Annotated in this window: 23 protein-coding genes and 1 pseudogene; 14 read left to right on the top strand and 10 right to left on the bottom strand. The window is 64.8% G+C overall.

What is annotated here, in order from left to right; genetic code table 11:
- Positions 1 to 86: 86 nt before the first annotated feature.
- From JQ624_RS34205 to JQ624_RS34225, 5 genes are all read right to left on the bottom strand, one after another.
- Positions 87 to 1,205: a branched-chain amino acid ABC transporter substrate-binding protein gene (locus JQ624_RS34205; RefSeq protein ID WP_212423287.1), complete on the bottom strand. Its 1,119-nt coding sequence runs from the start codon at positions 1,203 to 1,205 to the stop codon at positions 87 to 89.
- A gap of 181 nt (positions 1,206 to 1,386) precedes the next feature.
- Positions 1,387 to 2,121 carry an ABC transporter ATP-binding protein gene (locus JQ624_RS34210; protein WP_212423288.1) on the bottom strand — a complete coding sequence of 245 codons (735 nt, stop codon included), beginning with the start codon at positions 2,119 to 2,121 and terminating at the stop codon, positions 1,387 to 1,389.
- A 97-nt stretch (positions 2,122 to 2,218) separates the two neighbouring features.
- Complete coding sequence (locus tag JQ624_RS34215; RefSeq protein ID WP_212423289.1) at positions 2,219 to 3,052, bottom strand: ABC transporter ATP-binding protein; 834 nt, start codon at positions 3,050 to 3,052, stop codon at positions 2,219 to 2,221.
- Positions 3,049 to 4,368, bottom strand: coding sequence for a high-affinity branched-chain amino acid ABC transporter permease LivM (gene livM, locus JQ624_RS34220; protein ID WP_312014545.1), 1,320 nt, complete (start codon positions 4,366 to 4,368; stop codon positions 3,049 to 3,051). The genes JQ624_RS34215 and livM overlap by 4 nt, the downstream gene beginning before the upstream one ends.
- An 11-nt stretch (positions 4,369 to 4,379) precedes the next feature.
- Positions 4,380 to 5,297: an ABC transporter permease subunit gene (locus tag JQ624_RS34225; RefSeq protein WP_212423290.1), complete on the bottom strand. Its 918-nt coding sequence runs from the start codon at positions 5,295 to 5,297 to the stop codon at positions 4,380 to 4,382.
- Positions 5,298 to 5,663: 366 nt separating this feature from the next.
- Between JQ624_RS34225 and JQ624_RS34230 the strand changes: the two genes are divergently transcribed.
- Positions 5,664 to 5,831, top strand: a complete 168-nt coding sequence (locus JQ624_RS34230; RefSeq protein ID WP_212423291.1) for a hypothetical protein — start codon at positions 5,664 to 5,666, stop codon at positions 5,829 to 5,831.
- A gap of 176 nt (positions 5,832 to 6,007) precedes the next feature.
- Entirely contained in the window at positions 6,008 to 6,511 is a 504-nt protein-coding gene (locus JQ624_RS34235; RefSeq protein ID WP_212423292.1) for a hypothetical protein, read from the top strand.
- On the opposite strand, the gene JQ624_RS34240 is transcribed toward JQ624_RS34235, so the two are convergent.
- Positions 6,491 to 7,747 (bottom strand): MFS transporter, encoded by a 1,257-nt coding sequence (locus tag JQ624_RS34240; RefSeq protein ID WP_283816999.1) that lies wholly within the window; start codon positions 7,745 to 7,747, stop codon positions 6,491 to 6,493. The genes JQ624_RS34235 and JQ624_RS34240 overlap by 21 nt on opposite strands.
- A 111-nt stretch (positions 7,748 to 7,858) precedes the next feature.
- Positions 7,859 to 8,743 carry an SDR family oxidoreductase gene (locus JQ624_RS34245; RefSeq protein WP_212423293.1) on the bottom strand — a complete coding sequence of 295 codons (885 nt, stop codon included), beginning with the start codon at positions 8,741 to 8,743 and terminating at the stop codon, positions 7,859 to 7,861.
- A 98-nt stretch (positions 8,744 to 8,841) separates the two neighbouring features.
- Between JQ624_RS34245 and JQ624_RS34250 the strand changes: the two genes are divergently transcribed.
- Entirely contained in the window at positions 8,842 to 9,714 is an 873-nt protein-coding gene (locus JQ624_RS34250) for a helix-turn-helix transcriptional regulator (protein ID WP_212423294.1), read from the top strand.
- Here JQ624_RS34250 and JQ624_RS34255 read toward each other — a convergent pair.
- From JQ624_RS34255 to JQ624_RS34265, 3 genes are all read right to left on the bottom strand, one after another.
- Complete coding sequence (locus JQ624_RS34255) at positions 9,694 to 10,086, bottom strand: carboxymuconolactone decarboxylase family protein (protein WP_212423295.1); 393 nt, start codon at positions 10,084 to 10,086, stop codon at positions 9,694 to 9,696. The two genes, JQ624_RS34250 and JQ624_RS34255, sit on opposite strands and share 21 nt — an antisense overlap.
- A 107-nt stretch (positions 10,087 to 10,193) precedes the next feature.
- Positions 10,194 to 10,976: a 3-oxoadipate enol-lactonase gene (gene pcaD / locus JQ624_RS34260; RefSeq protein ID WP_212423296.1), complete on the bottom strand. Its 783-nt coding sequence runs from the start codon at positions 10,974 to 10,976 to the stop codon at positions 10,194 to 10,196.
- Between the two features lie 18 nt (positions 10,977 to 10,994).
- Positions 10,995 to 12,350 (bottom strand): 3-carboxy-cis,cis-muconate cycloisomerase, encoded by a 1,356-nt coding sequence (locus JQ624_RS34265; RefSeq protein WP_212423297.1) that lies wholly within the window; start codon positions 12,348 to 12,350, stop codon positions 10,995 to 10,997.
- Positions 12,351 to 12,514: 164 nt separating this feature from the next.
- On the opposite strand from JQ624_RS34265, the gene JQ624_RS34270 reads away from it, so the two are divergent.
- The 11 genes and pseudogenes from JQ624_RS34270 to adhP all read left to right on the top strand — a co-directional run bounded on the left by JQ624_RS34270 (position 12,515) and on the right by adhP (position 21,508).
- A complete protein-coding gene (locus JQ624_RS34270; RefSeq protein ID WP_212423298.1) occupies positions 12,515 to 12,961 on the top strand; it encodes a carbon monoxide dehydrogenase subunit G in 447 nt (148 codons plus the stop codon).
- A 179-nt stretch (positions 12,962 to 13,140) separates the two neighbouring features.
- Positions 13,141 to 13,626: a (2Fe-2S)-binding protein gene (locus JQ624_RS34275; RefSeq protein ID WP_212423299.1), complete on the top strand. Its 486-nt coding sequence runs from the start codon at positions 13,141 to 13,143 to the stop codon at positions 13,624 to 13,626.
- A 35-nt stretch (positions 13,627 to 13,661) separates the two neighbouring features.
- Entirely contained in the window at positions 13,662 to 14,465 is an 804-nt protein-coding gene (locus JQ624_RS34280; protein WP_212423300.1) for a xanthine dehydrogenase family protein subunit M, read from the top strand.
- Between the two features lie 37 nt (positions 14,466 to 14,502).
- Entirely contained in the window at positions 14,503 to 15,408 is a 906-nt protein-coding gene (locus JQ624_RS34285) for a MoxR family ATPase (protein ID WP_212423301.1), read from the top strand.
- Positions 15,409 to 15,531: 123 nt separating this feature from the next.
- The gene (locus tag JQ624_RS34290; RefSeq protein ID WP_212423302.1) at positions 15,532 to 16,737 is read left to right on the top strand and encodes a VWA domain-containing protein; all 1,206 of its coding nucleotides are present in this window, start codon (positions 15,532 to 15,534) and stop codon (positions 16,735 to 16,737) included.
- 12 nt (positions 16,738 to 16,749) lie between these two features.
- Positions 16,750 to 17,079, top strand: coding sequence for an XdhC family protein (locus JQ624_RS34295; protein ID WP_025589337.1), 330 nt, complete (start codon positions 16,750 to 16,752; stop codon positions 17,077 to 17,079).
- Complete coding sequence (locus JQ624_RS34300) at positions 17,076 to 17,792, top strand: XdhC family protein (protein WP_212423303.1); 717 nt, start codon at positions 17,076 to 17,078, stop codon at positions 17,790 to 17,792. Before JQ624_RS34295 ends, JQ624_RS34300 begins: the two co-directional genes overlap by 4 nt.
- Entirely contained in the window at positions 17,789 to 19,393 is a 1,605-nt protein-coding gene (locus JQ624_RS34305; RefSeq protein WP_212423304.1) for an NTP transferase domain-containing protein, read from the top strand. Before JQ624_RS34300 ends, JQ624_RS34305 begins: the two co-directional genes overlap by 4 nt.
- A gap of 242 nt (positions 19,394 to 19,635) precedes the next feature.
- Positions 19,636 to 19,842 (top strand): annotated as a pseudogene (locus JQ624_RS39830) (DUF4189 domain-containing protein); the annotation flags it as partial.
- 64 nt (positions 19,843 to 19,906) lie between these two features.
- Entirely contained in the window at positions 19,907 to 20,317 is a 411-nt protein-coding gene (locus JQ624_RS34315) for a DUF2000 family protein (protein ID WP_212423305.1), read from the top strand.
- 162 nt (positions 20,318 to 20,479) lie between these two features.
- On the top strand, positions 20,480 to 21,508 hold the full coding sequence (adhP, locus tag JQ624_RS34320) for an alcohol dehydrogenase AdhP (RefSeq protein ID WP_212423306.1): 1,029 nt from the start codon (positions 20,480 to 20,482) through the stop codon (positions 21,506 to 21,508).
- The last annotated feature ends 33 nt before the right edge of the window (positions 21,509 to 21,541 follow it).

Here is a 21,541-nt window from a genome sequence, read left to right on the forward strand (position 1 = left end):
TCCCGGGGGGCCGGAAAATTATCTGGAACCCAAAATGAAAACGCCCCGGCAAGCCGGGGCGTTTGACGCTCTGATCGATGAAGGGGTCAGGAGCCCTTCGGATTGATCTCGGTGTAGTTACCCTTGGCGTCCCACTTGTAGACGACATAGTCGATCACCTTGATGTCGCCCTTGGCATCGAAGGAAAGCTTGCCGAGCACGGTGTCCCAATCGCCGGCCTTGATGGTTTCCATGACCTTCTTCGGATCGGTGGTCTTCGCCTTCGCCACCGCCTGCGTCCAGACCTGCATCGCGGCGTAGGTGTAGAGGGTGTAGCCCTCGGGATCGATGTTCTTGGCCTTGAACTTCTCGACGATTGCCTTCGCAGTCGCCTTGTTGCGCGGGTCGGGACCGAAGGTGAACAGCGTGCCTTCGGCTGCCGGACCGGTGATCGAGGCGAATTCCTTGTCGTTCATGGCGTCGCCCGCCATCAACACTGTCTTGAGGCCCTGGTCGCGCATCTGGCGCAGGATCAGGCCGGCTTCCTGATGGTAGCCGCCGACAAAGACCAGATCGATGTTGTCGCGCTTCAGCCGCGACACGATCGAGTTAAAATCCTTGTCGCCCTTGTTGTAGGATTCGAACATCTTCTCGGTGAAGCCGGCCTTGTTGAGCGCCTTCTTGGTTTCGTCGGCTAGGCCTTTGCCGTAGGTGGTCTTGTCGTTGAGGATGGCGACGTTCTTGCCCTTGTAGTTCTTGACGATGTAGTCGGCGGCAACCAGGCCCTGCTGGTCGTCGCGGCCGCAGACGCGCGCCACGTTCCACAGCTTGCGCTCGGTGAACAGCGGGTTGGTCGAGGCCGGCGTGATCTGCAGCACGTTGCCGTCGGCGTAGGCTTCCGACGCCGGGATCGACGACGACGAGCAGAAATGACCGGCCACGAACGGGATCTTCGCGCTGGCGAACTTTTCCGCCACCGAGCGCGCCTGCTTGGGATCGCAGGCGTCATCGCCGATCTGCAGCGCCAGCTTCTTGCCGAGCACGCCGCCGGCGGCGTTGATGTCGGCCACCGCCTGTTCGGCGCCGTTCTTCATCTGCCGGCCGAACGCGGACTCGCCGCCCGTCATCGGGCCCGCCACCGCGATGGAGATGTCCTGCGCCAGTGCGGTTGTCGACAGCGCCAACGATGCACCCAATGCCAGGCCGATGAGTTTCAGTGATTTCATGAGATGTCCTCGCGGGTAGGTCGATTTCAGGAAGCACCCGGCAGGCCGGGTACGAAAATCACGTCCATTGTCGGCTGATTTTACGGCGAAGTCACCGGCAATTTTCGGGCAAATCCACGGTCAGTTCGCAGCATCTTGCCGCAGCACGCGCCAGGATCTCGTCCCAGGGCAGGCGGGAGCGCTATTCCCGCCGGCCGCCCTCCAGATAGGCGGCGCGGACTTCCGGGCGCTGCAGCAATTCGCTGCCGGTTCCGGACAGGGTGATCAGGCCGTTGACCATGACATAGCCGCGATGCGCCAGTTTCAGCGCGTGGTTGGCGTTCTGCTCGACGATCAGAACGGTCAGGCCATCCTGCCGGTTCAGGGTCCGGATCGCATCGAAAATCTGCCGCGTGATCAGGGGGGCCAGCCCCAGCGACGGCTCGTCCAGCATCAACAGGCGCGGCCGGCTCATCAGGGCCCGACCGATCGCCAGCATCTGCTGCTCGCCGCCGGACAGCGTGCCGCCGCGCTGGGTCATGCGTTCCTTGAGCCGCGGGAACAGCGTGAAGACGCGTTCCAGGCCGCTCGCCCGATCGGCTTCGCTGCTATCGGTTGCGTCGGCGCCCATCTGCAGGTTTTCCGCCACGCTCATGCGCGGGAAGATGCGGCGGCCCTCGGGCGACTGGGCGATGCGCAGCCTGGCAATCTCATGCGTCGGCACGCCGGTGATGTCCTGGCCGTCGAAATCGATGCGGCCCGAGCGGGCGCGGGGCCGGCCGAAGATCGTCATCATCAGGGTCGACTTGCCGGCGCCGTTGGCCCCGATCAGGGCGACGATTTCGCCGGCGTTGATGTCGAGATCGACGCCCTTGAGCGCCTCGATCTTGCCGTAGGCCGCGCGCAGCGAGCGGATCGCGAGCAGGGGCGTAGTCATGCCTCGCCCTCATTGTCATGTGGCGCGAGCGAATCTGTTCTCCCTCCCCCTGAAAGGGCCTTGCAGGGGGAGGTTGGAGATTTATCGTTCGCGGCGCTCACGTGCCGCTCTCCATCACGGCGATGGCTTCTTCCTCGTCGGCGCCGAGATAGGCGGCGATCACCTTGGGATCGTCACGGATCTGTTGCGGCGTGCCTTCGGCGATCTTGATGCCGTGATCCATCACCACGACATGGTCGGAAATCTCCATCACCACGCTCATGTCATGCTCGATCAGGAGAATGGAGGTGCCGTGATCGCCGCGGATCGAGAGCAGCAATTCGCTTAAGGCAGCGCTTTCGCGCGCATTGAGGCCGGCCGCGGGCTCGTCGAGGCAGAGCAGCGCGGGCTGGGTGCACATCGCGCGCGCGATCTCCAGACGCCGCTGGTCGCCATAGGGCAGATTGCCGGCGGCATCATCGGCGCGATCCAACAGCCCGATGCGGTCGAGCCAGGTCTGCGCCAGATCGATCGCGGCCTGTTCGGCCTTGCGCCAGGAGGGTGCGCCGATCAGGCCGAGAAACGTCAGCCCGGAGGCGCGCATCAGCGCGTTGTGCTGCGCCACCATCAGGTTCTCCAGCGCCGTCATGCCGGGAAACAGCCGGATGTTCTGGAAGGTGCGCGCGACCCGGGCGAGCTTGGAAATCCGGAAATCGTTCAGCCGTTCGAGCCGGATGGCATGGCCGTCATCATGCGTGAGCCGCATCGCGCCCGAGGTCGGCTTGTAGAAGCCTGTGATGCAGTTGAACACCGTGGTCTTGCCGGCGCCGTTCGGCCCGATCAGCGCGGTGATGTTGCGCCGCTCGGCGCCAAAGGAGAGGTCGTTGACGGCGACGATGCCGCCGAAGCGCATCGACAGGCGATCGACCGACAGGATGGGATCGCCGCTCATCCATGTCCCTCCTTGACGAGGTCGGATGAGATCGCCTGGTTGGTCTTCAGGAACACGGTGGGCGCGCGGTGGCCGATCAGGCCGCGCGGCCGCCAGATCATCAGCAGCACCATCGCCATGCCAAACACCAGCATGCGGTACTGCTCAAGCCCGCGGAACAGCTCGAAGCCGCCGATCATGGCGAGCGCGGCGAGCGCGACGCCGAGTTGCGAGCCCATGCCGCCCAGCACCACGATCGCCAGCACCAGCGCCGATTCATGGAAGGTGAAGGATTCCGGGCTGATGAAGCCCTGCCGTGTGGCGAAGAACGCGCCGGCAAAACCGCCGAACATTGCGCCGGTCGCAAACGCGGTGAGTTTGGTCGTGGTCGTATTGATGCCGAGCGCGCGGCAGGCGACCTCGTCCTCGCGCAGCGCTTCCCAGGCGCGGCCGATCGGCAGCCGCCGCAGCCGGATCGTGACCCAGTTGGTGAGCAGCGCCAGCGCCAGGATCAGATAGAACAGGAACACGATGCGGTGGGTCGTCGAAAATTCGATGCCGAGCATCGCCGCAAGCCCGTCATCGCCGGGTGTGAGCGGAATGCCGAACAGGGTTGGCCGGGGAATGCCGGTGACGCCGTTCGGCCCGCCGGTCAGGCTCTGCCAGTTGATGATGACGAGGCGGATGATCTCGCCGAAGGCCAGCGTGACGATGGCGAGATAATCGCCGCGCAGCCGCAGCACGGGAAAGCCGAGCAGCACGCCCCAGAAGGCGGCGAGGATGCCGGCGAGCGGCAGGCAGACCCAGAACGACAGTCCGAAATTGGTCGCCAGCAGCGCGTAGGAATAGGCGCCGACCGCGTAGAACGCGACATAGCCGAGGTCGAGCAGGCCGGCGAGGCCGACCACCACGTTCAGCCCCCATCCGAGCATCACATAGGTGAGCACGAGGATGCCGAGGTCGAGAATGTAGCGCTCGTCGTAGAACAGGACCGGCACCAGAAACGTGAACACCAGCAGCACGGGGGCGACCAGGCGTCCGGCGAACGAGAGGGTGCTCTGTACCGAAGCGGGGACAACCCTGACGGTGCCGACCGGTCCCCACCATTGCCGCAGCAACTCGACGAGGATGCTGCCGCCGAACACGGCCGCGACCATGGCGGCGAGGTCGCCGAACCGCGTCCAGTAGGTCAGTTGTCCGTCCGATCCCGCTTCGGTGCGCACGCCGATCATCAGCGAAAACAGCACCAGCGCCACCAGCGCGCTGATCAGCGCTTTCTTGAAGATGAAGGCCGCGCCCGGAGCGCGCGAGGTTTGGGCGGCGGGGGATGCGCTCACGCTGCGGCCCGTCAGACTTTTTCGACTTCGGGCCGGCCGAGCAGGCCGGTCGGAAGGAAGATCAGCACCACGATCAGGATCGAGAACGCGGCGACGTCCTTGTACTCGACCGAGAAATAGGCCGACCACAGCGTCTCGATCAGCCCGATCAGAAGCCCGCCCAGCATCGCGCCGGGCAGCGAGCCGATGCCGCCGAGGACCGCGGCGGTGAACGCCTTGATGCCGGCGACGAAGCCCATGAAGAAATCGACCAGCCCGTAATAGAGCAGGTACATCATGCCGGCGACGGCGGCGAGCGCAGCCCCGATCACGAAGGTCATGGAAATGGTGCGGTCGACGTCGACGCCGAGCAGCGAGGCCATGGTCTGGTCCTGCTCGCAGGCGCGCATGTCGCGCCCCAACCGCGTGCTCGACACCAGCCAGGTGAACAGCGCCAGCAGCACGATCGTGGTGATGACGACGATGATCTGGATGTTGGACAACTGCACCACGAAGCCGCCGGCGCTCTCATGCAGGGTGTAGCCGCCGGTGATGATCGGCGGCACCGGTTTGACGCGCGCGCCCTGGGCGACCTGCGAATAATTGGTCAATACGAATGACATACCGATCGCCGAAAGCATCGGCGCCAGGCGGAACGAGTGCCGCAGCGGCCGGTAGGCGATACGTTCCACCGTCCAGCCATAAAGCGCCGTGATCGCCATCGATACCAGCAGCACGATCAGCAGGATCAACGGGATGGCGGTCAGGCCGAACGAGACCAGGATCAGGAAGGTGATCAGGGCGATGAAACCGCCGATCATGAAAATATCGCCATGGGCGAAGTTGATCATGCCGACGATGCCGTAGACCATGGTGTAGCCGATGGCGATCAGGCCGTAGATCGAGCCGAGCACGAGGCCGTTGATCAGTTGCTGGGCGAAATAATCCATATGCTGCCGTGTCGAGCCTGTTCAGGACTGAACAGGCTCTGGTTTTCCTTTTGACGCGTTTTCTTCACGCGAACCGGGACCCACTTCGCTCGAAAACGCTATGAAAAGCGTGCGGCGCGGCGAGAGCTCCGGCAGCCCAAGACGACGCGTCGTGTCGTTTTCTAACAGGTGGGAACCGGGGGCGGCAACAGCGCCGGGTGCGGCTTAATTGGTTTGTACAGAGCTAGTTTTGCGGCAGGGGTTCCGGCGCCACAGTCCGAACACGGCCCTGCCGCGGAATGATCGCAGCGGAACCAGCGTTCCCTTGCAACGAATGCGCCCGCCCACTGTTGAACCCGTCTACGTCTAAACAACGGAGAACTCTCAATGACCAATCAGAACAATCCGGGCCAGCAGAACCAGAACCCGGGTCAGAAGCCCGGTCAGCAGCAGCAGGGCGGCGGCCAGAAGCCGGGCCAGCAGCAGCAGGATCCGGGCCGTGAGAAGCCGAACCCCAACCGTCCGGGACAGCAGATCCCTGACCGGGACCGCTAGCCGGATTGGCGAATGAGTAAAGAAGGCCCCGCCGAAAGGCGGGGCTTTTCTTTTTGAGCGGCGGGCAACTCGCGGATCCCATTAAGGTAAACAAATGGTTTAAATTGCCGCTGGCAACCTTGGGGAGTTACGTCGCTCCCTCAAGTCGAGGGTCGGCGGACCAGGCGGGAAGCGGCATGTCCGGAAACTGGCGGATCTCCACATTCAACGGCGCGTTGCTGGCGGCCTATTTCATTCCGGCCTGGACCATCACCGCCTTCAACATCACCCTTTCGCCGATCCACGGTCTCTATGAGCGGCCGAACATTTCGCTGGCGCTATTCGTTAGCGATCACCTGCAGCTTTCCGGGATGGCCACCGTCCGCGTCGCCTTGCTGTTGGCGCTCGCCCGCATGACCGTGGTGGCGTTCCTTGCGGTGTTTCTGGTTTTCATCAGCCGCGCGTCGATCCGCCGGAGCGGCGGCTGCGATGAGGCGCTTGGCATGGCGCTTTTGATCGGCAGCGTGATGAGTTTTGCCGGCGTGCTGATGGCCTCGCAGGCCGGCGAGACGGCCGCGCTTCGGCTGCATGCGGCCGAACTCCTGATGATGCTCGGCACGGTCATTGTCATGCTGATCGAGCGGCCCGCGCCACCGCGGGCCGGCGCGGCGCCCGCCGGGCTAACCCTTCAGCAAACCTGATTTTGCCGCGCGGCGATACAGGACGGACAGAAACGCCAACAGCACGGCGGCCGACAGGCCGAGCGACCAGTGAATGCCGATCGCGGCGCCGGCGAGCCCCACGGTGATGCCGCTGAAAGCCCGCATGCCGAGGCCTGCCATGTTGAACAGGCCGACAACACGGCCGCGGATATCGGCGGGGGCATTTATCTGGACCAGGGCCTGCGCCATCGTGTTGAACGACAGCTCAAAGAAGCCGGCGGCAAACAGCAACGCGATCGCCAGCGTATAAATCCCAACGGACGCGAACGCGAGCAGGGACAGGCTCCAAAGAATGGCAAGCACGATGGCTGTCCTTGGATCAGGCTTGAGTCGTCCCCACGCTTCCAGCGCAAGGCCCGCAAGCAGCGCGCCGGCGGCGTCAGCGGCCAGCAATACGCTGTAGGACATGCCGGGGTCGCCGTGCCCGAGATCGCCGGCGAAGCCCGGCATCTGGGCGTGGTAGGCGTTGCCGATCATGAAGGAGGTGAGTCCGGCGAGCAGCGTCATCGAGGTCAGCACCCGCTGCGTGCCGATGTCGCGGATGGTCTGCACGATGTCGGCAAGGCCACGCACCGGGATGCGCCGGGGCGCGGCGTCCTTGTTCCTTGTGGGTGCCCAGAACAGCCACAGCAGCATCGGCAGATAGAACAGCGTGTTGAAGATGATGCCGTGGGATGGGCCGAGCGTCAGCATGATGACGCCGCCCGCGGCCGGACCGACCAGGATGCCGAGATAGCGCGCCGTCGCGTTCAGCCGCACCGCGCTCGGCAGATCGGCCGGGCCTGCGATGTCGTAGAGCAGCAACTGGTTCGGCGTCTGCCACAGCACGCCGGCGCAGCCGTGGATGACCAGCAGCAGCATTGCGTGCCACATTTCAAGCGTGTCGGTGATGAAGAAGATTCCCCATCCCGCCGACGCCACGATGAAGAGCAGCATCCCGCACTGGATGATGCGGCGCGGATCGAACCGGTCGGCCAGCGAGCCTACGGCGACCGAAAACAGCAGGAACGGAAGCCAGTGCGACAGCACCGCGAAGCCGGCCAGCGCGGGCGAATGGAATTTCTGGAACACCACCCAATAGCTGATCACGTGCTCGATATTGTCGGCCATCATGGCCAGCACATAGGCTGCGAACTGGGCACGATAGGGCGCTGACTTCATGGCCGCGAACGAGCCGGAAGCCGCCGCGGGTTTGGTCCAAGGTTGGGGGTTCAAGATATCACCTGGGCAGGACTTCACCGGCCCGGCGCTGCAATGCTGCCGGGCCGGCACTTTGCCCGCGCCGATACACGCTCGTGGTTCGGCGCTCAAGACACTTACATGTGCTCAGGCGTTGAAATAGTTGTCTTGATCAAGATCGGCGATCAGCCCCGGCTGCTCCGGCTTCCATCCCAGCTCCGATTGGGTCCGCGCGCTCGAGGCCGGCATATCCATCGCGGCGAATCTCGCGATCCAGCCGAAGTGTTCGGCCGCTTCTTCACGCGTTTTGGAAACGACGGGCACGCTGAGCCTGCGGCCGATCACCTCGGCGATGGCCTTGAGCGGCACGCCTTCATCGGCGACCGCGTGATAGGGGCCGCTCTCGACGCCTTGTGCGAGCGCTAGCCGGTAGAGGCGGGCGGCATCGCGACGATGCACGCCGGGCCAGCGGTTCGCTCCATCGCCGATATAGGCCGCGACGCCTTTCTCGCGTGCGATATCGATCAGGCGCGGGACAAAACCGTGATCGCCATCGCCATGGGTCGATGGCGCCAGCCGCACCGCGGACGCGCGCACACCGCGTGCCGCGACGGCGGCGGCCGCGGCCTCGGAGGCGCGCGGGGAATCGGGAGAGGGCTTATCAGTCTCGGTCGCGACCCGGCCCGGCGCCAGCGACCCAAATCCTGAGGTCACCAGCATCGGCCGCGCGGATCCCTCCAGCACCGCGCCCATCGCCTCGATCGCCCGCCGGTCTTCCGCGCAATTCTCCAGGAATTTCGAGAAGTCATGGTTGAACGCCATGTGGATGACAGCGTCCGCCTTGCGTGCGCCGTCGCGAAGGCTTTCCAGATCGTCGAGCGAGCCGCGATGGGCTTCGGCGCCCATGGTTGCCAGTACCCTCGCTCCCGCATCGGAGCGGGCGAGACCGAGGACTTGATGGCCTGATGTAATGAGTTCGCGGACGACGGCGGAGCCGACAAAGCCGGTGGCACCGGTAACGAATATGCGCACGTGAAAGTCTCCAGTGATGTTCGGAGACCGATATCGCCCGGGCGCTCATCATGTTAAAGTAGTGATGTTATCATGGTATAATAGTTAACAGGATCAACGTGCCGGCCGAAACCAACAATCTGCTGGGGACCTATCTCAGGGATCGCCGTGCCCGGCTTGATCCGGCTGCCTTCGGTTTCGCGGTCGGGCGCAGGCGGACAGCGGGATTGCGCCGGGAAGAAGTCGCCCAACGCGCCAACATCAGCCCGACCTGGTACACATGGCTGGAGCAGGGGCGAGGCGGCGCTCCCTCGGCGGACGTGCTGAACCGGATCGCCGCGGCGCTGATGCTGACCGACGTCGAGCGCGAACATGTCTTCCTGCTCGGGCTCGGCCGTCCACCCGAGGTCCGCTACAAGGCCACCGAGGGCGTCACGCCCCGTTTGCAACGGCTGCTCGATGCACTTGAGGTCAGTCCGGCGCTGATCAAGACCGCCACCTGGGACGTCGTCGCATGGAATCGCGCTGCCGCTGCGGTGCTGACCGACTATGCCGCGCTCCCGCCGGGCCAGCGCAACATCCTTCGCCTCATCTTCTGCGACCCCCGCGTCCGGGCCGCGCAATATGATTGGGAAAGCGTGGCCCGCTTCGTCGTCGGTGCGTTCAGGGCGGATGCGGCGCGCGCCGGCGCCGTGTCCGAAGTCGGCGAACTCGTGGACGAGCTTTGCAAGCGCAGCCCCGAATTCGAAGCGCTATGGCGCGACAACAACGTTCATGTTCACGGCGAGGGGGTCAAACGCCTTCGGCATCCGATCCTTGGCCCGATCATGATGGAGTATTCCGCGTTTGGCGTGGACGGCCGCCCCGACCTCAGCATGATCGTTTATAATCCCGCCACGCGTTCAGATGCCGATCGCATCAGATCGCTCGTGACATCGCAGCCGGTGCAGTCGGGGCGGACACCATCCCAGCTAACCCTTCAGCAAACCTAATTCCGCGATGATCGCGCCCGCTTCCTTCACCGCGTGGTTGGCCGCCGGCACGCCGCAATAGATCGCCTGCTGCAGCAGGATTTCCTTGATGTCGTCGGGCGTGAAGCCGCCCTCAGTCAGCGCTGCGCGCACATGCAGTCGGAATTCATCCCACTGTCCCAGCGCCACCATGGTGCCGATGACCAGCACGCGGCGGGTGCGGTGGTCGAAATGCGGCCGGGTCCAGATATCGCCCCAGGCATAGCGGGTGATCAGGTCCTGGAAATCGGTGTTGAACGCGTTGCGGTTCTTGATCGACTTGTCGACCCATTCATCGCCGAGCACTTTTCGGCGCTGCGCCATGCCGTCGTCGCGGCGTTGATTATCGTCCATTGGCGTCTCCTCCGTCATTGCGAGCGTAGCGAAGCAATCCATCTCGCCGCTCGGGGATCGAATGGATTGCTTCGTCGCTTACGCTCCTCGCAATGACGCGGTTAGTGTTAGCGTTGCGTCAAAAATCCCACCAGCGCGTCGGTGAAGGCGTGCGGCTGCTCGACGTTGGAAATATGGGCGGCATCGAGGATGGTCATGCTGGCGCCGGGAATCCGGCTGCGCATGAATTCGGCGTCCGCGATCGTCGTCGACATGTCGTGGCGGCCGGCAATCACCAGCGTCGGGCTCTTGATCCTGGGCAGCAGTTCGCGCTGGTCGAGCGTCGACAGCGCCTCGCAGCAGGCGATGTAGCCCTCGACCGGCGTGGTCAGCATCATCGCCTTCATGTTGGCCGCGATCTGCGGCTCGCGCTCGCGAAAATCCGCCGTCAGCCAGCCCGCCATCACGGCGTCGGCGACCGCGGCGATGCCGCCTTGCTTCACCGCCTTGATGCGGTCGTTCCAGCGCGTCGGGTCCGGGTAATGGCAGGTGGTGTTGGCCAGCACGATCTTGCCAAATCTGTCGGGCGCGTTGGCCCCTAGCCACTGCCCGACCATGCCGCCCATCGACAGGCCGCACCAATGGGTCTTGGCGATGTTGAGGTCGTCGAGGATCGCCAGCACGTCGCGGCCGAAACGCTCCAATGAATAGGGCCCGGGCGGCACGCTCGATTTGCCGTGGCCGCGCCGGTCGTAGCGGATGACGCGGAACACCTGCGTCAGCGCCTTCATCTGCGGCTCCCACATCTGCATGGTCGAGCCCAGCGAATTCGACAGCATCAGCGTCGGTCCGCCGTCGCGGCCTTCGACGGATACGTTGAGCAGGCACCCGTCGGCGTCGATCATCGGCATCTGGAATTCTCCGGTCTCTTACTTGTCGTCGGTTGAAGCGAGCAGGCGGTCGATCAGGGCCTGCGAGGCGCCCTGATAGGCCATCGGCTCGAAGAGTTCAGCGATTCTGTCGGCGCCAAGCTGTGCGGCGATCTTGGCGTCCGCCGTCAAGACATCGCGCAGATGCTTCTTGTCCTTGACCGCCTTCTTGCTGGCGGCTTCGATCAGATGATGCGCGTCGCTCTTGCCGATCTTTTCGGCCAGCGCCATCGTCACGGCTTCGGCCATGATCAGCCCGTGCGTCGTGTCGAGATTGGCGCGCATGCGCACCGCGTCGACTTCCAGCCCCTCGGCGATGTCGACGATCGCCGCCAGCGCGCCCGAGGTGACCAGCAGCAGCGTCGGCAAGGTCGGCCATTCGGCGTGCCAGGGACCGGCGCTGCGCTCATGGTCCTGCACCTGCGCCGCAAAGATCGTCGCCGCGAGATTGGGCGCCATGGTGGCCGCCGCCAGCGCACTGGCTGCCGCCACCGGATTGCGCTTGTGCGGCATGGTGGAGGAGCCGCCGCGGCCTTCGCCCGAGGGTTCGAACGCTTCGCCGACATCGGTCTGCATCATCAACGAGACATCGCGCGCGATCTTGCCGCAGGTGCCGGCGATAATGGCGAATACCGAGGCCGCTTCCGCGATGCGGTCGCGGTGGGTGTGCCAGGGCGCGTCGGGTAGCGGCAGCTTGAGTTCCGCCGCCAGTCCTTCCGCGACCTTCAGTCCGTTGTCGCCGAGGGCGGCCAGCGTGCCGGCCGCGCCGCCGAATTGCAGCGCCAGCGTCTCGCTGCGCACGCGCTGCAGCCGCAGCTTCGAGCGGTGCAGCGCCGCGGCATATTCGGCGAGCTTCAGCCCGAACGGCATCGGCAGCGCGTGCTGCAGCCAGGTGCGGGCGACGACAGGGGTATGGCGGTGCTGACGCGCCAGTGCGGCAAAGCCCGCGACCGCGCGATCGATGTCGGCGAGCAGCGCGTCGATGCCGGCGCGGAGCCCGAGCATGGCGCCGGTATCGATGACGTCCTGGCTGGTCGCGCCCCAATGGACATAGCGCGCGGCCTGGGTGTCTGCCTTGGCGACATTGGCCGTCAGCGCCTTGACGAGGGGGATGGCGAGATTGCCGGATCTGGTCGCGGCGTCAGCCAAGGCGGCGAGGTCGAATGATTCGGCCCTGCACGCATTCGTGATCGGTCCCGCAGCGCTGGCCGGAATGACCCCCAGCGCGGCTTCGGCGCGCGCCAGCGCGGCCTCGAAATCCAGCATGTCTTGCAAAACCGCGGCGTCGTCGCAGATCGCGCGCATCGCCGCACTCGACAGCATCGGAGCCAGCAGGGGGGAAAGGGACGTGCTCATCTGCGTGCGACCTAACCATTCCGGCCTGTCGCTGCCAATGCCCTTGTCGGTCTGGCTCTGCTGCACTTGCGAATATGCGTCGCTCTTCGTCGGGCGGCCTTCCTTTTGGCCCGGGCGTGCTTTACTTGAGGATATCAGGTTAGAGCGATCCAGGAGGCACCCCCATGGCCATGACGATGAACGGCGAAGTCCAGCTTGCGGCGTCGCGCGAGGCAGTGTGGGCCAAGCTGAACGATCCGGAAGTGCTGAAGGCCTGCATTCCCGGCTGCGAGGAACTGGAAAAGACCGACGAGCACGGCTTCCGCGCCACCGCCAAAATGAAGGTCGGGCCGGTCTCCGCCCGCTTCAAGGGCAAGGTCAATTTGAGCGATCTCGATCCGCCCAATGGCTACAAGATCTCGGGCGAAGGCGAGGGCGGCGTCGCCGGCTTTGCCAAGGGTGGCGCCACCGTGGCGCTCGCCGAAAAGGATGGCGGTACCCTGTTGAGCTATAATGTCGAGGCCCAGATCGGCGGCAAGCTCGCCCAACTCGGCCAGCGGCTCATCAACGGCGCGGCCAAGAAGCTGGCCGACGAGTTCTTCGCCAATTTCGCCAAGGCCGTGCAAGGCTGAGGTAAGGCTGATTCTGCGCATTGGCCCGGTCGAACAGGCCCGTCAAGTCACTCAGGCCATGCCCCAGGCGAGGGGCTCCTGAGGTTGCTCATTACCGGGATGGCCCATATTATGGCATTTGGAATGACTTTAAACGCCTGCGCGGCCGATATGCGGCGGTGCAGCTCAAGAGAGTGCTGATGGCCAAGATTTCCCTGATCGTGAACGGTAACCCCGTAAACGCCAATGTCGACCCCCGTACCCTGCTGGTCCAGCTTCTGCGGGAAAATCTCCGGCTGACGGGCACCCATGTCGGCTGCGACACCTCGCAATGCGGCGCCTGCGTCGTGCATCTCGACGGCAAGGCGGTGAAGTCCTGCACCACGCTTGCGGTGATGGCCGACGGCCACGAGGTCCGCACCATCGAGGGCCTGGCCGCCGACGGCGCGCCGCTGCACCCGATGCAGGAAGCTTTTCGCGAACACCACGGCCTGCAGTGCGGCTTTTGCACCCCCGGCATGATCATGACCGCGGTCGATCTGGTCCATCGCAAGGGCCATGACCTCTCCGATCACGTCATTCGCGAAGAGCTTGAAGGCAATCTGTGCCGCTGCACCGGCTACCAGAACATCGTTGCCTCGATCGCCGCCGGCGCCAAGGCGATGGCCAAGTCCGATCTCGCTTAATCGATTTCATCGCGACCCGCGATCAGGAAATACTCATGTACGAATTCAAATATCATCGTCCGGCGACCGTGCGGCAGGCCGCCAATCTGCTGGTGAAGAATGGAGACGCCAAGGTGATCGCCGGCGGCCACACGCTGGTGCCGGTCATGAAGCAGCGCCTCGCCAGCCCGCCGCATCTGGTCGATCTCTCCCATATCGAAGGGCTCGACGCCATCGAGATGAAGGGCCGTTCGCTGGTGATCGGCGCGACCGCCAGGCATGCCGACGTCGCGACGTCGCCGATCGTCGGCGAAGCCATTCCGGCGCTCGCCGAACTCGCCGGCGGAATCGGCGATCCCGCGGTGCGTCACAAGGGCACCATCGGCGGCTCGCTCGCCAACAACGACCCGACCGCGGATTATCCCGCCGCCGTGCTGGCGCTCGGCGCCACCATCGTCACCAACAAGCGCCGCCTCAAGGCGGAAGAGTTTTTTCAGGGCCTGTTCACGACAGCGCTGGAGAGCGACGAGATCATCACCAGGGTGATGTTCCCGCTGCCGAAGAAGGCGGCCTACATCAAGTTCCGCAACCAGGCTTCGCGCTACGCGCTGGTCGGCGTGTTCGTCGCCAGGCGTCCGTCTGACGTGCGCGTGGCGGTCACCGGCGCGGGCTCGGACGGCGTATTCCGCGCCACTGCGTTCGAGGAAGCCTTGAAGAAGCGTTTCTCGCACAAGGTGCTCGACGGCATCTCGGCTTCGCCTGAGGGCTTGAACAGCGATCTGCACGGCAGCGCCGAATATCGCGCGCATTTGATCGGCGTGCTGACTCGCCGCGCCGTCGAAGCCGCGACGGCGAAGTAAGTTTGCCGGTTACCGGCGCATCGAGATTGGCTTTCCCATGAGTGCATCGGCGCTGCCCAAATCCGTCGATGGCATGCTCGAGCTGTTGACCTCGCGCGGCTATCTCGCCGAGCGGTCGCTGGCGACGGTGACCTATCTGGCGCTGCGCATGGGCCGGCCGCTGTTTCTCGAAGGCGAGGCCGGCGTAGGCAAGACCGAGATTGCAAAGGTTCTGTCGGCGGCGCTCGGGCGCAAGCTGATCCGCCTGCAATGCTACGAAGGACTCGACGTCGCCTCCGCCGTCTACGAGTGGAGCAGCGCGGCGCAGATGATCGCGATCCGGCTGGCGGAAGCCGCCGGCGATACCGATCGCGACCAATTGTCGTCGGATATTTTCGCCGAGCGCTTTCTGATCAAGCGGCCGCTGCTGCAGGCGCTGGAGCCTGACGTCGCCGGCGCGCCGGTGCTCTTGATCGACGAACTCGACCGCGCCGACGAGGCGTTCGAGGCGTATCTTCTGGAAATCCTCAGCGACTTCCAGGTCACGATCCCCGAATTCGGCACCATCAAGGCGCCGCAGCCGCCGATCGTCATCATCACCTCGAACCGGACCCGCGAGATCCACGACGCGCTGAAGCGGCGCTGTCTCTATCATTGGGTGGATTATCCCGACGCCGAGCGCGAGCTGGCGATCGTCAAGTCGCGCGTGCCGAACATTTCCGCAAAACTGTCGCAGCAGGTTGTCCGCTTCGTGCAGGCGTTGCGCGACCAGGATTTCTACAAGTCGCCGGGGGTGGCCGAGACCATCGACTGGGCCACCGCGCTGACCGAACTCGACGCCCGCTCGCTGACGCCGCAACTGGTCGGCGACACGCTGGGCGCGCTGTTGAAATACCAGGACGACATCGCGCGGATGCAGGGCGACACGCTGCAGAAGGTTCTGAAGGAAGCGACGAGCGACTAGCCGTCATTCCGGGGCGCGCCACCTGGCGCGAGCCCGGAATCCATTTTTCAGCGCGCACGCGGCTCAATGGATTCCGGGCTCTCGCTTCGCTCGCCCCGGCATGACGGCGGAGGTTAGTGCACCATGACTAACATTGATCATCTCAATCCGCCGACCGGGCATATGGCTGACAATGTCGTCGGCTTCGCCCGCGCACTGCGCGCGGCCGGCATCCCGGTCGGCCCCGGCGCCATCATCGATGCGCTCAACGCACTGCAGGCGATCGAGATCGGCCATCGCGCCGACGTCTACGCCACGCTGGAAGCGATCTTCGTCAAGCGCCACGAGCACATGCTGATCTTTGCGCAGGCGTTCGACCTGTTCTTCCGCGCCGCCGAAGACTGGAAGCACATGCTGGATTCGGTGCCGCTGCCGGACCACGCCAAGAAGAAGCCGCCGCCGGCCTCGCGCCGCGTGCAGGAGGCCTTGGCGCAGCCGTCGATGCGCAACGAGGAGCACGAGGTCCAGGAGCAGGAACTGCGGCTGTCGGTCTCCGACAAGGAGATACTTCAGAAAAAGGACTTTGCGCAGATGAGCGCGGCCGAGATCGCCGAGGTCACCCGCGCCATTGCCAACATGAAGCTGCCGCAGGCCGAACTGCGCACCCGCCGCTACCAGCCCGACGCCAAGGGTCTGCGCCTCGACATGCGCCGCACGCTGCGCAGTTCCCTGCGCACCGGCGGCGAGATCATCGATATCAGAAAGCTCGGCCGGATCGAGAAGCCGGCACCGATCGTGGCGCTGCTCGATATATCGGGATCGATGAGCGAATATACCCGCCTGTTCCTCCATTTCCTCCATGCCATCACCGACGCCCGCAAGCGCGTGTCCGTGTTCCTGTTCGGCACGCGGCTGACCAATGTGACGCGGGCGCTGCGGGCGCGCGATCCGGATGAAGCGCTGGCGAGCTGTTCGTCGTCGGTGGAGGATTGGGCCGGTGGGACCCGGATCGCGACCTCGCTGCACTCTTTCAACAAATTGTGGGGGCGGCGCGTGCTGGGGCAGGGCGCCATCGTGCTCTTGATATCAGACGGGCTGGAGCGCGAGGCCGACGCCAAGCTGGCGTTCGAGATGGACCGGCTGCACCGCTCCTGCCGCCGCCTGATCTGGCTCAATCCGCTGTTGCGCTACAGTGGTTTCGAGGCCAAGGCGCAGGGCATCAAAATGATGCTGCCGCACGTTGACGAATTCCGCCCGGTGCATAACTTGACCTCGATGGAAGGGCTGATCGAGGCGCTTTCCGCGCCGCCCCCGCCGCACCACATGAGCCGCATCCGCTCCGCAGCTTGAAAGGGTTTCAAAATGCTCAACCGCGACGAAGACATTCTGCAGGCCGCCGAGAACTGGCAGAAGGCCGGCCACGGCGTGGCGCTGGCGACCGTGGTCGAAACCTGGGGCTCGGCCCCGAGGCCGGCGGGTTCGAGCCTCGTCATCAACGATGACGGCACGTTTCTGGGCTCCGTCTCCGGCGGCTGCGTCGAGGGCGCCGTCGTCACGGAAGCACTGGACGTGATCGCCAGCGGAAAGCCAAAAATGCTCGAATTCGGCGTCGCCGACGAGACCGCCTGGAATGTCGGCCTGTCCTGCGGCGGCACTATCCGCGTCTTCGTCGAAAAGGTGGGCCAGTCGTGAAACTCGAAACACTTGCACAAGTGAACGTCGAGCGCGCCGCGCGCCGGCCGGTCATCGTGATCACCGATACCGCCAATGGCGAGCAGCGGCTGGTGAAGGCCACGGATATCGCCACCGATCCGCTGAGCGCCGAACTTTCAAAGCAGCTCCGCATGGGCAAAAGCGGCATGATCGAGAGCGGCGGCAAGAAACTGTTTCTCAACGTCTACGCGCCGACCGCGCGGCTCGTGATCGTCGGCGCGGTCCATATCAGCCAGGCTTTGGCGCCGCTGGCCCGCTCGCTCGACTACGACGTGACGGTGGTGGACCCGCGCACGGCGTTCGCGAGCCCCGAGCGTTTTCCCGACGTGCCGCTGATCGCGGAGTGGCCCGATGTCGCGCTGCCGCCGCTCAATATCGATCACTACACGGCGTTCGTCGCAGTGACGCATGATCCAAAGATCGACGATCCGGCGCTGCTGCACGCCTTCGAACGCGACTGCTTCTATATCGGCGCGCTCGGCTCGCGAAAAACCCATGCCAAGCGCGCCGAGCGGCTGAAGGCGCAAGGCGCGTCCGATGCCGACATCGCGCGCATCCATGCGCCGATCGGCCTTTCCATCGGCGCGGTGTCGCCGTCGGAGATCGCGGTCTCGATCATGGCCGAGATCACCGCCGAGCTGCGGCTGCCCAAGGAAGGCGAGAAGCAAACCGCGAAGGTGCAGGCGGCATGAAGTTCGGTCCCGCCAGTCCGGCCGATGCGATTGGCGGCGTTACCGTGCATACGCTGCGGCAGGGTTCGCTGGTGCTCAAGAAAGGCACCACGATCGGGCCCCCTGAGGTCGAGGCGCTCAACAAGGCCGGCGTCAAGGAAGTCGTCGTGGTGCGGCTGGAGGAGGGCGACGTCTCCGAGGACGAAGCCGCTGCCAGCATCGCGCAGGCCGTTGCCGGCGAGGGCGTCAATGTCGAGCGTGCCTTCACCGGCCGCGCCAATCTGTTTGCGGCGCAAGCCGGCGTTCTGGTGGTCGATCGCGCGGCGGTCGACCGCATCAACGGTGTCGACGAAGCCATTACCTTTGCGACGCTCTCGGCCTTCAAGCCGGTGGTCGAAGGCGAGATGATCGCAACGGTAAAGCTCATTCCGTTCGGCGTCGCAGCGAAGCTGCGCGATGCCGCCGTTGATGTCGCCGGCCATGGCGCGCTGCGGATCGCGCCCTACACCATCAAGAAGGTCGGCGTGGTCTCGACGCTACTGCCCGGACTTGCGCCCAAAGTGATCGACAAGACCTTGCGCGTGACGGCGGAGCGGCTGGCGCCAGCGGGAGCCAGCATCATCGCCGAGCGCCGCGTGCCGCACGACGAGGCCGATCTGGCCGCGTCGATCAAGGAATTGCTCGGCCTTGGCGCCGAACTCGTGATCGTGTTCGGCGCATCCGCAATCGCCGACCGCCGCGACGTCATTCCGGCCGCGATCACCGAAATCGGCGGCAGGATCGAGCATTTCGGCATGCCGGTCGATCCCGGCAATCTCTTGCTGATCGGCAGCGCCGGCGGCGTGCCGGTGCTGGGCGCGCCGGGCTGCGCCCGCTCGCCGGTCGAAAACGGTTTTGACTGGGTGCTGATGCGCCTTCTCGCCGGGCTGAAGGTCACGCGCGCCGAGCTGACCGGCATGGGCGTCGGCGGCCTGTTGATGGAAATCGTCACCCGGCCGCAGCCGCGCACCGTTGCCGACCTCGAAGCCAACCGCAACGTCACCGCCATCGTGCTCGCCGCCGGGCGCTCGACCCGGATGGGCGGCCCCAACAAGCTCTTGGCCGAAATCGACGGCAAGAAGCTGGTGCGGATCGTCGCCGAGCAGACGCTGGCCTCCAGGGCGACCGGCGTCATCGTCGTCACCGGTCATCAGGCCGAACTGGTCGAGCAGGCGCTGGCGGGGCTCGACGTAAAATTCGTCCGCAATCCGGATTTCGCCGGTGGGCTGGCGTCTTCCGTCAAGGCCGGCATATCGGCGGTGCCTGAAAATGCCGACGGCGCCGTCGTCTGTCTCGGCGACATGCCACTGATATCAGCCAAACTGATCGACCAATTGATCGAAAATTTTGCGCCGGACCGCGGCCATCTGATCGCCGTGCCCGTCAGCGATGGCCGCCGCGGCAATCCCGTGCTGTGGTCGCGCCGCTTCTTCAAGGAGCTGATGACGCTCGACGGCGACGTCGGCGCCCGCCATTTGATCGCCAAGCACGCCGAGGCAGTCGCCGAAGTCCCGGTCGATGGCCAGAGCGCCTTCCTCGACATCGACACCCCGCAGGCGCTCGAGGCGGCGCGAGGATCGTAGATCCGGGTGGGCAAAGCGCAGCGTGCCTACCATTCAAGACAATGCTCGACGATGGATGGTGGGCACGGCGCAAGCGCGCCTTTGCCCACCCGAAGCCCCGTTCACCAACTGGAAACTCCCCCCGGCTAGATTCTTCAGGTTACCTCGGGGGAGGGGATTTTGATCGTTTCGACCGTGGCGGCGCAACGCTGCGCGTTGTTTGTGGTTGCGCTGACGTTGATACTGGGCATCTCGGGCTTCATCAGCAAGGCATGGGCAACTGTACCGCCGTCTCCATGAAGCGCGCCTGCGCCGCGTTCGCGGTCGATATGACGAATCCCTGCGGTGCCCATGGCTATGCCGTGAAATCCAAAATATCCAGCTCCCTCAACGCCGCGACCAGGAAGTGCTACGAGTTCGGCGGCAAGGAATGCGTGATCCGCGCCTGGGCCTGCGACGCCAAGGGGTGATTTTGCTATCGTCATTCCAGGGCTCGCGTCTTCGACGCGCCCCGGAATGACATGGGGAGACATCATGCAATTCGACACCAAGATCGCGGTCATCATCCGGACCGATCTCGAAGCGTGGCAGAAGCTCAATGTCGCTTCGTTCCTGGCCGGCGGCATCGCCGCGGCGTTTCCCGAATGCATCGGCGAGCCCTATGGCGACGCATCAGGCACGAAATATCTGTCGCTGATCGGCCAGCCGATCCTGATCTATGGCGCCGACGGGGCCGCACTTTCCCGCGCGCTGGAACGGGCGCTGGCGCGAAATGTCACGCCTGCGGTCTATACCGAGGACATGTTCAAGACCACGCACGACGCCGCCAACCGCGAGGTGGTGCGCGCGGTGATCCGCGCCGAGCTCAATCTGGTCGGGCTCGCCATGCGCGCCGAGCGCAAGGTGATTGACAAGATCGTCGACGGGCTCAAGTTCCACAGCTAGGTCTCGCTTTCGAAAAGCTTCCGTACGATACCGACGCCTGCGTCATCGAATTGTCATGCGCGCCTTTCCACGCATGCGGTTCCGAAACGTTTGACACCGATCAAACGTGAAAGCCCGCTCGCGCCCTAATGTGCCTCCAGACAGCAACGGAGCACATCAGCGATGTCGACGATGATGAAGGCGGTGGTTGTTCGGGCTTTCGGCAAACCGCTTGTAATCGAGGATGTACCGGTGCCGGTCCCGGGACCGGGAGAGATTCTCGTCAAGGTCAAGGCCTGCGGCGTCTGTCATACCGATCTGCACGCCGCCTCCGGCGATCGGCCGGTCAAGCCCGTGCCGCCCTTCATTCCCGGCCACGAGGCCGCAGGCGTGGTGGCCGCGCTGGGCCCTGATGTCACCGATTTCAAACTCGGCGATGCGGTAGGCGTTGCCTGGCTGCACGACGCCTGCATGCGCTGCGAATACTGCGAAACCGGCTGGGAGACGCTGTGCGAGCACCAGCACAATACCGGCTACAGCGTGAACGGCGGTTTTGCCGAATACGTGGTTGCGTCGGCTGCCTTTGCCGCGCGACTGCCTGCCGGCGTGGACTTCGCCGCCATCGCGCCGATCCTGTGCGCCGGGGTCACCACCTACAAGGGATTGAAGGAGACCGAGGCGCGGCCCGGCGAATGGGTCGTCATTTCCGGCATCGGCGGTCTCGGTCAAGTCGCGGTCCAGTATGCAAAGGCGATGGGCCTGAAGGTCGTCGCGCTCGATATTGCCGAGGACAAGCTGAAGCTGGCACGGGCGGCCGGCGCCGATTACGCGGTCAATGCCTTGTCCGCCGACGCCGTCGACAGCGTGCTGCGGGAAACCGGGGGAGGGGCGCATGGCGTGCTGGTGACGGCGGTCTCGACCGCAGCGTTCGCGCAGGCGCTCAAGATGGTGCGCCGGAAGGGCACCGTCAGCCTGGTCGGGCTGCCGCCGGGCGAATTCCCGACGCCGATCTTCGATGTGGTGCTCAAGCGGATCACCGTGCGCGGCTCGATCGTCGGCACGCGGCGCGACCTCGACGAAGCCATCGCCTTCGCCGCGGAAGGGAAGGTGCGCAGCGAGATCACCAGGGCCCCGCTGGCCGACATCAACGCGATCTTCGATCGGATGAAGTCGGGCAAGATCGATGGCCGCATGGTACTGGACATGGGCTGATCCGGTGCGCGCGCCTGAGCTGAAGTTTCATAA

Origin of the sequence: Bradyrhizobium sp. AUGA SZCCT0283, from assembly GCF_018130385.1 — a bacterium.
Classification (GTDB): domain Bacteria; phylum Pseudomonadota; class Alphaproteobacteria; order Rhizobiales; family Xanthobacteraceae; genus Bradyrhizobium.

Bases quoted from the DNA above. Each gene is read 5' to 3' on its own strand.
- JQ624_RS34205 (WP_212423287.1), bottom strand. From the start codon at position 1,205: ATGAAATCACTGAAACTCATCGGCCTGGCATTGGGTGCATCGTTGGCG.
- JQ624_RS34210 (WP_212423288.1), bottom strand. From the start codon at position 2,121: ATGACTACGCCCCTGCTCGCGATCCGCTCGCTGCGCGCGGCCTACGGC.
- JQ624_RS34215 (WP_212423289.1), bottom strand. From the start codon at position 3,052: ATGAGCGGCGATCCCATCCTGTCGGTCGATCGCCTGTCGATGCGCTTC.
- JQ624_RS34225 (WP_212423290.1), bottom strand. From the start codon at position 5,297: ATGGATTATTTCGCCCAGCAACTGATCAACGGCCTCGTGCTCGGCTCG.
- JQ624_RS34230 (WP_212423291.1), top strand. From the start codon at position 5,664: ATGACCAATCAGAACAATCCGGGCCAGCAGAACCAGAACCCGGGTCAG.
- JQ624_RS34235 (WP_212423292.1), top strand. From the start codon at position 6,008: ATGTCCGGAAACTGGCGGATCTCCACATTCAACGGCGCGTTGCTGGCG.
- JQ624_RS34255 (WP_212423295.1), bottom strand. From the start codon at position 10,086: ATGGACGATAATCAACGCCGCGACGACGGCATGGCGCAGCGCCGAAAA.
- pcaD (WP_212423296.1), bottom strand. From the start codon at position 10,976: ATGCCGATGATCGACGCCGACGGGTGCCTGCTCAACGTATCCGTCGAA.
- JQ624_RS34265 (WP_212423297.1), bottom strand. From the start codon at position 12,350: ATGAGCACGTCCCTTTCCCCCCTGCTGGCTCCGATGCTGTCGAGTGCG.
- JQ624_RS34270 (WP_212423298.1), top strand. From the start codon at position 12,515: ATGGCCATGACGATGAACGGCGAAGTCCAGCTTGCGGCGTCGCGCGAG.
- JQ624_RS34275 (WP_212423299.1), top strand. From the start codon at position 13,141: ATGGCCAAGATTTCCCTGATCGTGAACGGTAACCCCGTAAACGCCAAT.
- JQ624_RS34280 (WP_212423300.1), top strand. From the start codon at position 13,662: ATGTACGAATTCAAATATCATCGTCCGGCGACCGTGCGGCAGGCCGCC.
- JQ624_RS34285 (WP_212423301.1), top strand. From the start codon at position 14,503: ATGAGTGCATCGGCGCTGCCCAAATCCGTCGATGGCATGCTCGAGCTG.
- JQ624_RS34290 (WP_212423302.1), top strand. From the start codon at position 15,532: ATGACTAACATTGATCATCTCAATCCGCCGACCGGGCATATGGCTGAC.
- JQ624_RS34295 (WP_025589337.1), top strand. From the start codon at position 16,750: ATGCTCAACCGCGACGAAGACATTCTGCAGGCCGCCGAGAACTGGCAG.
- JQ624_RS34305 (WP_212423304.1), top strand. From the start codon at position 17,789: ATGAAGTTCGGTCCCGCCAGTCCGGCCGATGCGATTGGCGGCGTTACC.
- JQ624_RS34315 (WP_212423305.1), top strand. From the start codon at position 19,907: ATGCAATTCGACACCAAGATCGCGGTCATCATCCGGACCGATCTCGAA.
- adhP (WP_212423306.1), top strand. From the start codon at position 20,480: ATGTCGACGATGATGAAGGCGGTGGTTGTTCGGGCTTTCGGCAAACCG.